Source organism: Vreelandella salicampi (genome assembly GCF_013415105.1).
GTDB classification, from domain to species: Bacteria; Pseudomonadota; Gammaproteobacteria; order Pseudomonadales; family Halomonadaceae; genus Vreelandella; species Vreelandella salicampi.
In genome coordinates this window covers 495,450-505,455 of the sequence record NZ_JACCDF010000002.1, presented here as the reverse complement: position 1 = coordinate 505,455, position 10,006 = coordinate 495,450, and the positions used below count along the sequence as shown (strand labels likewise).

Sequence of the window (10,006 nt, the reverse complement as noted above, 5' to 3'; positions counted from 1 at the left end):
TTGAAACCGTATCGCGCCATAGCGATGCGTTACGACAAACTCAAGCGAAACTACGAAAGCATGGTGGCTTTGGCCTGCGGCTTTTTATGGCTACCCATGTGAAAGGTCAACAGGCCCTAATCTATTCGGATTTTTTTACCCACCATGATACCAAGCCGGAATGGATATCGAGACGTTTGTCACAGTGCTTCGGGCCTTGACCGGGAACCCTAGCGACCACGATTGGCAAAAGGCCAACAATGATGAATTGATCAATCGCATCCATTCTCTTTGCCATTTTTTCTGACTTCGATCATTTCTTGCACTGACGTGAAGGCTTCTATCCTGCAAATCAACATATAGTGCTTTATAAGACAGTGGAATGACATATATGGGAAGTAGCGGTGAATACCTCCAGCAATATTCAAACTGAAAATCACCACATCGATATCGCTTCAACGGTCAACGAGTACCTTCAACGTGCCGACTGGAGAGTTCAGGCAAATGACAATCAGGGTTATTCCCTGGGTGGGTTAATTCTCAATGCTTCCGGCAAGCTGATCGCCAACTATTGGCTCGATGAAGTATACCCGACAGCGGTGGGAGAAGCGCACCGGGAAGGGGACCTGCACATTTACGACCTGAGTATACTGTGTAGCTGTTGTGCCGGTTGGTCGATGCGTTTTGGCAACTGTTGTTCGGCAACAATTAGGGTGACCGGTCGTGTCACCCTAATTGTCGCCGAACATAACCCCGCATTTCGGCTGTTTCGAGCTGAGACAGTGAAACATACAATTCCCAGACGGCTCTTTACGATCAAACTCAATCTCCGCGAGCCAGGCGTTCCAACCCCATCAATATCTCGCCCAAGCGCCCTTGGGCGAGCCCTTCCTCACAGCCATCCAATAAATTCTTGAGCATCAGACCCAGCTCGGTATCTCCCTCGATCAGCAAACGACGCTGAAAAAATAGGCTGTCTGGGTCTTCACGGCGCGTGGCAAGGCATAAGAATTCTCGCCAGCCTCCCCGGATAGTCGCCTCACCGACCTCACGGCACAGCACTAAGCGTTGAGCCTCGAGCGTCAGGCTTAGCGACACTCCTACATCTTCTATTGCCAAGGTAATACGACGCCCCTCCAGTACATCGAATTCGCCCTCTTCAAGAGGTGTAGCAAAGGTACGGTTGAGCAAAGGCTCGACTAGACGCTGTTTAATAGCGAAGGGGACCCGGGAATCGAGAATGCCAAACAAACGACTAGGCGTCGGAGGAAGCGGCAGTGAGGAATACGTCGCAGATATAGAAAAAGGCAGAAATGACATGACAAACACTCCGGGACAAACACATCAAAGGAAAACTACAAGGGGCTCATCCTAGGTGCTAACACGGCGCTTCGCACTGACATGCATCAAACCACGAGCGCTAAACACAGCCATTGCGCATGGGTGCTAATGGAACGCCATTGCGCCAATGCCCAAAAGGGTAAAAATTACCCTTTAATGGTTATTTATACCCTTTTGCTCAGGGTGAAAATAACCATTAGATTCACATCCCATTGATTTTTAAACAATTAAAAACTGGCACATCTATTGCAATAATCATGGTGTCATTCTTATTTCTACGGAGTCATACCATGAGCCTTTTCCAGCAACCTGTCGGTCGCCTTGCGCTTACTCTGCCCGGCGCTACCCGTATTTTCCACGAACATCATATCGATTTTTGCTGCGGTGGGCGCATGAGTCTCGAACAGGCCGCCACTCAGGCTGGCGTGGATATCGAGACCCTTATCACAGCCCTTCAGGCCCTGCCCGCCGGTAACCCTATTGACCGCGACTGGCAAGAGGCCAGCAACGATGAATTGATCGATCACATCCTTGAGCGCTATCACGCCGTTCATCGTCAGCAACTGCCCGAACTGATCCGGATGGCACGTCGCGTGGAACTAGTCCACGGCGAGCGTGATACCTGCCCCAATGGCTTGACCGACCTCTTTACAACGATCCATCAGGAGATGGAAAGCCACATGCAAAAGGAAGAGCAGATTCTCTTCCCGATGCTTCGCAAAGGCATGGGCGCCCAAGCCCGAGGCCCAATTTCAGTGATGCGTCATGAACATGATGATCATGGAGAAAATCTAGAGCAGGTCATGGTGTTAACCAACAACATTACTCCCCCTAAAGGGGCCTGCACCACGTGGCGCGCGCTCTATACTGCGATAAGCGAGTTCCGTGAGGATCTGATGCAGCATATTCACCTGGAAAATAACTTGCTGTTCGAACGTGCGGGCTAAACCGTTGCGTATGTCACACCCATGACCAATGGAAATGACAGGGCGTTACTCTTTTTCAAGCAGGCGTAGCGCCTTGTCTCTGCTGCCCACCGGAGAAAACCATGCGGCTATGGAAGCGCAAGTCAAACACTCTACCCTATGATTCCTCTCAGGATAGTTCCTCTCTCATTCACGAGCGTGACCGCCTCAAAAAACGCATTGAGCAGCTCGAAAGCGAACGGCGTATTCATCAACACCTCTTCCAGAATCTGGCCGGGTTTGGAGATTCGGTGGTGGCCCTGCGCGAATCCTTTACCGAGCTTTCCGACCTACTATTAGGTAACCAGAAAGTTACCGATTTCACCGCCAACGAATCATTGCACAGTCACGATGCCTTAACCGCAATGGTGACGGAACTTCGTACACTTAACCAACACATCAGCCAAGCTGCTGAACAAGTCACATCATTACGTGGTGACGCGGAAGGTATCGGCAACTTCGTTAACGTCATCAGCGAAATTTCGATGCAAACCACGCTGCTTGCCTTCAACGCCAGCATTGAAGCCGCTCGTGCTGGCGAGGCGGGGCTCGGATTCTCTGTAGTGGCAACTGAGGTGCGCCATCTCGCCTCGCGCACTACCACCGCCAGCGACGAAATTGGAGGTTTGACCGGTAATATTCTCAGCCAAAGCGGCACTGTCGACAGCGTCATGGCAGACAATGCAAAAAAAGCCGCAGGTTTGAGTACGGAAGCTAGCCATGTCATGCAGCGCACCGAACATCTTCTGGCCTTAACCAGTGAAAGCAGTCAGACACTCTCTTTTTCCGCCATGCTCAGCGAGGTGGAAGTCGCCAATATGGAAGAGCTGGAGGTCAAGCTGGAAGTGTATCGCATCTTCATGGGGCTATCGGAAAAAACTGCTGCAGACCTTCCTGATGAAACTCAGTGTGCCCTTGGACGCTGGTATTACGAAGGAACCGGCAACAGTATGTTTCACACCGACGAAGATTTCAGAGCACTGGAAGAGCCCCATCGAGAGGTACACCGCCAAGCTATCGAAGCCGTTTTCCAATATCGAGAAGGCCGTATCGATAAAGCCATGCAGGCATTGACCCACATGGAAGCGGCCAACCTGGATGTTATGGAGCGGCTGCGCTATATCATGCGCAAATACAAGCCCGAAATGCACCATACAGACCTGCTCAAGCAGAAAGGGAACAACGCTGGGCTTGAGCGAACATCACCTCCCAGTTTCACACCGTGCGTGAAAACCGCCCTTCCTGAGGTTTGAGATAGGCATCGAAGGCCATCGCCACGTTACGCATCATCAAGCGACCGGCGGGCAACACTTCGATGGCGTCGGCGTGGATAGCCAGAAGTTCATCGCGCTGCATTTCTTCCAGATGTGCCAAAGCGTCAGCAAAGATTTCGCGAAACGTCACCCCATGACGCGCCTCGATATCGTCAAACTCAACCCGACCATGGCACATCAGGGCGTTAATCACGTCGCGACGCAAGCGATCGTCGTCGTTGAGGCGATAACCTCGCATTACCGGCAAACGTCCGCTTTCCAGCCGGTGTTGATACTGAGCGGTTTCCTTGACGTTCTGGCTATAAGTATCGCCTACCTTACCGATGGCGGTGATACCCAAGCCGATCAGATCACAGTCAGCGTGCGTGGAATAGCCTTGAAAATTGCGCTGCAAGGTACCGTTCTCACGCGCCAGGCTGAGCTCGTCTTCGGGTAACGCGAAGTGATCCATGCCAATGTATACATAACCGGCGTCCGTGAGGCGCTGGATGGTCAATTCCAGCAATTCCAACTTCCGTTCCGGCGGTGGCATGTCTTCAGGGCGGATCAGCCGCTGCGACTTGAAGAGCTCCGGCAAGTGGGCATAACTGTAGGTGGCGATACGGTCGGGGCGCAGGGCGATGATCTTGGCAAGGGTGATATCGAAGCTCGCCACCGTTTGCAGCGGTAGCCCATAGATCAAGTCGACACTGATCGATTGAAAACCGGCATCTCGGGCGGCTTTGACCAATTCTACCACCTGGGCTTCGCTCTGCACGCGGTTGACCGCCTCCTGCACCTCGGGGTCAAAGTCCTGAACGCCAAAACTCAAGCGGTTGAAACCGACCGCATACAGTTCATGTATCTGTTCGGGCGTCACGGTGCGCGGGTCCACTTCCAGTGAAAACTCACGTGCCTCAGGCGGGGCAAAATGAAAGGCTGCATCCAGTGCTGCCATCAAATCGGCTAATTGCGCATTGTTTAGGTAGGTAGGTGTTCCGCCGCCCAGGTGCAGCTGGGTCATGCGACGTGATTCGTCGAACAGTTTTCCCTGAAGGTTAATTTCGTGCTTCAACCAATCCAGATATTCAGCGGCACGCTCAGTGTTATGCGTAATGATCTTGTTGCAGGCACAGTAATAGCAAAGGCTCTTACAAAACGGGATGTGAATATAAGCCGACAACGGCTTGGGCGAGGCCACCCGATTGCTACGCTCGGCAGCGGCACGATAATCGTCTTCTGCGAAGGCCGTGTGAAACTGGGGCGCCGTGGGGTAAGAAGTATAACGCGGTCCCGGCCGGTCATATTTTTCCACCAGGGGGCGATCGAACAGCACATCGTCTTTCATGATTATCACCAGCCTCTCGAATAGGGTGAGCATATAAATGGGGTTGGACTGAAATCACCCAATATCACACGGTATTGCAGATGATCTTTTCCAGGGGTTTGATCGGCGTTTGCCACTTGACTCTTTGCTATCTAACGGTTGTTCACATCACCATACAGTGACAACGCGCGCATTTATGGCAAGACTCGCAACGGTACCGCCGATAAGACATTGCGCAAAATATAACATGAATATAAAATACTACTTCAACCAATAACTGCCAACCAAGGTACATCGGCTGTATTAAATCAGCCGTAGTCGGCTGACCAGGTGCGGATACCTGCATCTGATATAACCGACACTGGGCAGTTGCTCGGCGCATTATGACCGCGATCAATTTTAGGGGATCTATGATGAAAATATTGTCTGCCGCTCTTGTCACTGCTACAGCTGCCCTGGCTTTCTCTTTAACCGCCCAGGCGGAACCTGATGGCGAAGCCGTTTATAACCAGGCTTGCATGGCCTGCCATATGACGGGGGCTGCCGGCGCTCCGATCAAAGGAGATGCCGACGCTTGGAAGCCGCGAATCGAAAAGGGAATCGAGACTCTGTATACGCACTCGATTGAAGGCTTCAATGCCATGCCACCCAAGGGTGGAAACCTTAGTCTCAGCGATGAAGAAACGAAGGCGGCCGTCGACTTCATGGTCGGGGCGGTGGAATAACACGGCTCTTTTCTCACAGAAGAGGTACACTGATGTCCTCCACTTCAGCTCCCTTCCATCTACCTCCATCACTGGCTTCTAGCCGCGGACGCGGTACGGCCATCATCGTTTACATGCTTTTTCTGGGCAGTGTTCTGGCGGTAGTCACTGCCCCACTAGGCGTTTTGATCGCCCACTGGAAACGACGAAGTGCTGATGACTGGGTGGCAACGCATCTCTCCTTCCAGATTCGCACCTTCTGGCTGGGGGTAGCCGGGGGTGCGGTTTTCGTCGCCATTTGGCAATTGATGGGGCTCGCCAGGTTGCCGCCCATGGCTCCCTGGACAATGGGTTATGTTTATTTCACGGTCTGTCTGATTTGGATGGTGGCTCGATGCGGTGTAGGTATCCAACGTTTGACCTCCAACCGCCCTATCGACAATCCTCGTAGCCTGACTTTCGGGGGTGCCCGTATCAGTCTGGAGGATTAATGCACCGTGACTTGCCCAACCCCGGGTGGGGCCCGCTATCGGCTTTGCCCGGCAACCCCTTGATGTGGGTGCTGATCCTCAGCGAAATGCTGGTCTTCACGGCTTTCTTTGCGCTGTACGCCGGTCAGCGCGCCCTTGACCCCGCGCTTTTCAATGCCTCTCAGCAACAGCTCGACCCTCTGCTAGGCGGCCTCAACACGCTGCTACTATTGACCAGCGGGCTCTGTGTGGCCTTCGCCGTGGAGGCTATAAGTGTCGGTCATACGCAACGCACCCGCCAATGGCTAGGCGCGGCTATGCTATTGGGCGCCCTGTTCTGCGCCGTTAAGTTCATTGAGTACAGCGATAAGTTTGCTGCGGGCCTGACGCCGGAAACCAATGCGTTTTTCGGTTTTTACTATGGCTTGACCGCGTTTCACTTCGCCCACGTCGTATTCGGCTTAATGTTGCTGGGCTTGGTGAGCTGGCGCACGTCCAACGAGAACGTGGAAACGGCGGCAGCCTTCTGGCACATGGTGGATCTGATCTGGATTCTGCTTTATCCGCTGATCTATCTTCTTAGATGATGTTTTCGAGGTAACCATGACCGATCTGCCCGGCACCCGCCGATTGCTCATTACCTGGGCCATACTAATGGGTCTGACAGTGGTTTCCATGATCTCGGCGCGCCTTGACCAGACCACCGACTGGCAGACCTTGCCCCTCTGGTCGGTCTCTCTGGTGTTATTAGCCACCGGTTTCAAGGCCCATCGGGTATTGATGGTCTACCTCAACCTGCGCGCCGCCACACCTGCCTGGAAAGGGGTTTTCATCGGGTTAACGCTTCTGACACTGGCGCTGATTTCCGCAGGCTACCTGGCCGGTCGCTTTAATGTAATGGGTTAGCGCGGCGCGTTATCGGAACCGGATATACCTGAAGGGGGCTGCCTCGCATTCGCCCAGGCCTCCAGTAGCCGGCCCAGCCGCATCAAGCCATACACGATGAAGGGCACCAACAACATCAGGCCCACGCCCCAGTCACGGTTATTGATTAGCCACACCAGCGGCACCACCACTCCCAAAGCGACGAGAAGCCACAGCCCAACGGCCAATACGGGACGCAAACGAAACATAGCAACCCTCCTCAGGTAGCAATGATCTGACGATAGATTCCTGGCAGGGCCAAGGAAAGGTGCTCGGGGCGCTGCACAATAGCGTAACCACCTCGCCCGAATAGATGAGGAATATAGTGCCCCGCCTCGCGGTCGATAGTCACCCCGAATACGCGCACTTCTTCTCGCCGTGCTTCAAGCACCGCTTTGCGGGTATCCTCAATGCCGTAACGCCCTTCGTAGTAGTCGGTATCGTTAGGCTTGCCATCGGTCAGCAGCAACAGTAACCGATGACGGTTGGGCCGCTTGGCAAGCTCACTGGAAAGATGCCGGATAGCAGGACCCATGCGAGTGTAGTGGCCTGGTTTGAGCGCTGCGACACGCCGCGACACCCGATCCCCCATAGGCTCATCGAAGCTTTTCAACGTATTGACCCAAACGCGATGACGGCGGTGCGAGGTAAAACTGTGTATGGCATAATCATCGCCACAACCTGCCAGACCGTGACCCAGCACCAGCAGTGCTTCTTTAGCCACATCCAGTACCCGACGGTCCTCCAGCCAGGCTTCGGTTGAAAGCGACACATCGACCAGGATTGATACCGCCAAATCTCTCGCCTGGGTGCGACTAGCCTGATAGAGGCGATCGCTGGCCTCACCGGTAGCTGCCAGATCACAGCGTGAACGGATCACGGCATCCATGTCTAACTCGCTGCCATCAAGCTGGCCACGCAGAATTTCGCGGCGGGGTCTAAGTGCCTCGAACTCACGGCGTACTCGGCGAATGCGTCGCCGAGTGATTTCATCCGGCTGCCAGTTCTCCCCTTCCTCGCTCTGGACATTGCTGAGCACGACACAATGGTCCGGCATATAAACTTGCTTGCGATGGTTCCATTCGGGGTAGGTATAGCGGCCGCGCAGCCGTCCTCCGCTAACTTCATCGGGTGCTAGATCGAGATCGAGCTTGAGCTTGGAAGCGGCCTTCTTGCGATTGGGGCTGAGCACGATCTCGTCGAGCTGATCGGCTGCCTGTTTGGCCTCGTCCTCATCTTCATCTTCCACGTGGCGATTGAGATTGACCATCTCGGCCCAGGAGAGCATTTTTTCGGAGGCATTGAGCATCAAGGAGTCGTCACGGTCAGCTTGTTCCTGCTCGCGCCGGTCGGCCTTGCGCTTACCATGGTCATCTTCCTGCGATTTATTGCCGGCCACCGGCGCTTCGTCATCTTCCTGTTCGGATCGCGCTTCTTTATTGGTACCCAGGGTCACGGCCTGCCCCCATAACGGTACCGGCAACGGCGGACGGTAGCCACGTGGCGCATGAAAGGCGTCTAGCGGCAGGGTGTCGTTGAGGATGGCGTCATGCATCACTTCGGCCCAGCCTGAATCGGGCGACGGGTCGCCGAGCTGGGCACATAGGGCGGCTTCCAATGCCGCCTCCATCGGCGGCAAGCCCTTACGCTGGGGACGAATCGCCAGCATTTCTTGGCATAACCTGGCATAGCGCTGGCTGAGCCCCGGAAAGTGGTCAAGCGCCGCCCGCGCTGCTCGGTTCACTTCACGCAGCTGGAGAAGGTCCTGTTGTAGCGGATCTTCAACTACCGGAACATGCTGAGCCATCGCTAAGTAAGCAACCAGCCAAAGGTAGAGATCACGATTCAGTGAGGCGTCGGAGAACAAGGCGATACGTGGCGGTAACAGCAGGCTCTCTTCATCCCGCCGGGCCTGATCAAGCACTTCCTCGTCAAGCCCTAGGCGTTGACGCAAGCTCAGGCGGTGAGATGAACTGCGCCCAGCGATAGCGGCAACATCAACTCCCGCCTCGCCGCCACTCGCACGAAAGAAGACTCCGAGCATGGGGCGCAACGACTCTAAGCGAACGGCGGCATCAGGATAGTCGGGGTAGCTGGCCGCCCTGGAAGCCCAGCGGTGCCAGTGACGTCCGACGAACTCCTCGACCTCAAGAAAATCAAGCATGAAGAGCCCTCAACCAAAGGTGGCGTGAATCGCTTCCATTAGGCCTTCCTGTACATCCGCATCATCACTGAGCGGCTCCACCAGGGTCGCGCGTGCTGCTTCCAAAATGGGCATCCCAGCGGCGATTAAGGTGGCGCAGTAGACCAGCAAGCGTGTGGAGACACCCTCCTCCAGATCCTGACCTTTCATGGCACGCAGGCTCGCAGCCAAGTTGACCAAAGCCGAGCACTGCTCGCCCGGTAGCCCACTCTCTTGCGCAACGATGTCACGTTCGACCTTGGGTGGCGGAAAATCAAACGACATGGCCACGAAACGCTGGCGGGTGCTAGGTTTGAGCGACTTGAGAATATGCTGATACCCAGGATTGTAAGACACCACTAGCATGAAGTCGTCAGGAGCTTCTAGCAATTCACCGGTACGTTCCAGCGGCAGCAAACGGCGATCATCAGTAAGCGGGTGCAACACTACGGTGACGTCCTTGCGCGCCTCTACCACCTCGTCGAGGTAGCATATACCGCCTTCACGCACCGCCCGAGTCAAAGGGCCGTCGACCCAACGGGTCTCACCGCCTTGCAAAAGATACCGACCGGTGAGATCAGCGGAGGTCAGGTCATCGTGACAGGAAACAGTAAACAGCGGTCGCCCTAGTTTGGCCGCCATATGGCTGACAAAGCGCGTCTTGCCGCAACCGGTGGGGCCCTTGAGCAGCAACGGTAGCCGTTGATGAAAAGCGTGCTCGAACATGCTGCATTCGTTGCCAACGCTCTCGTAGAAAGGTAATTCACGCTCATCGACATGAGCGGCGACGGAAGAAAGAGGCATGAGAAGTCTCCACGGCCGGGAAATAAAAAAAGAAGCAAAAACGGCCCCGGAGGGCCG

At 54.7% G+C, this 10,006-nt stretch carries 11 protein-coding genes and 2 pseudogenes; 8 read left to right on the top strand and 5 right to left on the bottom strand.

Annotated elements, in window-relative coordinates:
* Positions 1-102 (top strand): annotated as a pseudogene (locus HZS81_RS05125) (IS5/IS1182 family transposase); the annotation flags it as partial.
* 281 nt (positions 103-383) lie between these two features.
* A pseudogene (nrdD, locus tag HZS81_RS05120) lies at positions 384-662 on the top strand (anaerobic ribonucleoside-triphosphate reductase); the annotation flags it as partial.
* Between the two features lie 139 nt (positions 663-801).
* Here nrdD and ubiT read toward each other — a convergent pair.
* Complete coding sequence (gene ubiT, locus HZS81_RS05115) at positions 802-1,299, bottom strand: ubiquinone anaerobic biosynthesis accessory factor UbiT (RefSeq protein ID WP_179929446.1); 498 nt, start codon at positions 1,297-1,299, stop codon at positions 802-804.
* Positions 1,300-1,610: 311 nt separating this feature from the next.
* Between ubiT and ytfE the strand changes: the two genes are divergently transcribed.
* Entirely contained in the window at positions 1,611-2,267 is a 657-nt protein-coding gene (gene ytfE / locus HZS81_RS05110) for an iron-sulfur cluster repair protein YtfE (RefSeq protein WP_179929445.1), read from the top strand.
* 101 nt (positions 2,268-2,368) lie between these two features.
* Positions 2,369-3,538, top strand: coding sequence for a methyl-accepting chemotaxis protein (locus HZS81_RS05105; RefSeq protein WP_179929444.1), 1,170 nt, complete (start codon positions 2,369-2,371; stop codon positions 3,536-3,538).
* Here HZS81_RS05105 and hemN read toward each other — a convergent pair.
* Positions 3,501-4,886 carry an oxygen-independent coproporphyrinogen III oxidase gene (gene hemN, locus HZS81_RS05100; protein ID WP_179929443.1) on the bottom strand — a complete coding sequence of 462 codons (1,386 nt, stop codon included), beginning with the start codon at positions 4,884-4,886 and terminating at the stop codon, positions 3,501-3,503. The two genes, HZS81_RS05105 and hemN, sit on opposite strands and share 38 nt — an antisense overlap.
* A 362-nt stretch (positions 4,887-5,248) precedes the next feature.
* Here hemN and HZS81_RS05095 point away from each other — a divergent pair, with 362 nt between their 5' ends.
* The 4 genes from HZS81_RS05095 to HZS81_RS05080 are packed head-to-tail and all read left to right on the top strand — an operon-like array spanning position 5,249 to position 6,945.
* Entirely contained in the window at positions 5,249-5,590 is a 342-nt protein-coding gene (locus HZS81_RS05095) for a c-type cytochrome (protein WP_179929442.1), read from the top strand.
* A 32-nt stretch (positions 5,591-5,622) separates the two neighbouring features.
* Entirely contained in the window at positions 5,623-6,060 is a 438-nt protein-coding gene (locus HZS81_RS05090) for a DUF4870 family protein (RefSeq protein ID WP_179929441.1), read from the top strand.
* Entirely contained in the window at positions 6,060-6,626 is a 567-nt protein-coding gene (locus HZS81_RS05085; protein ID WP_179929440.1) for a cytochrome c oxidase subunit 3, read from the top strand. Before HZS81_RS05090 ends, HZS81_RS05085 begins: the two co-directional genes overlap by 1 nt.
* A gap of 16 nt (positions 6,627-6,642) precedes the next feature.
* Positions 6,643-6,945, top strand: coding sequence for a cytochrome C oxidase subunit IV family protein (locus HZS81_RS05080; protein ID WP_179929439.1), 303 nt, complete (start codon positions 6,643-6,645; stop codon positions 6,943-6,945).
* Here HZS81_RS05080 and HZS81_RS05075 read toward each other — a convergent pair.
* The 3 genes from HZS81_RS05075 to HZS81_RS05065 are packed head-to-tail and all read right to left on the bottom strand — an operon-like array spanning position 6,942 to position 9,949.
* Positions 6,942-7,172: a hypothetical protein gene (locus HZS81_RS05075; RefSeq protein WP_179929438.1), complete on the bottom strand. Its 231-nt coding sequence runs from the start codon at positions 7,170-7,172 to the stop codon at positions 6,942-6,944. The genes HZS81_RS05080 and HZS81_RS05075 overlap by 4 nt on opposite strands.
* 11 nt (positions 7,173-7,183) lie before the next feature.
* On the bottom strand, positions 7,184-9,127 hold the full coding sequence (locus tag HZS81_RS05070; RefSeq protein ID WP_179929437.1) for a nitric oxide reductase activation protein NorD: 1,944 nt from the start codon (positions 9,125-9,127) through the stop codon (positions 7,184-7,186).
* A 9-nt stretch (positions 9,128-9,136) separates the two neighbouring features.
* Positions 9,137-9,949, bottom strand: a complete 813-nt coding sequence (locus HZS81_RS05065; protein ID WP_179929436.1) for a CbbQ/NirQ/NorQ/GpvN family protein — start codon at positions 9,947-9,949, stop codon at positions 9,137-9,139.
* Positions 9,950-10,006 lie beyond the last annotated feature (57 nt).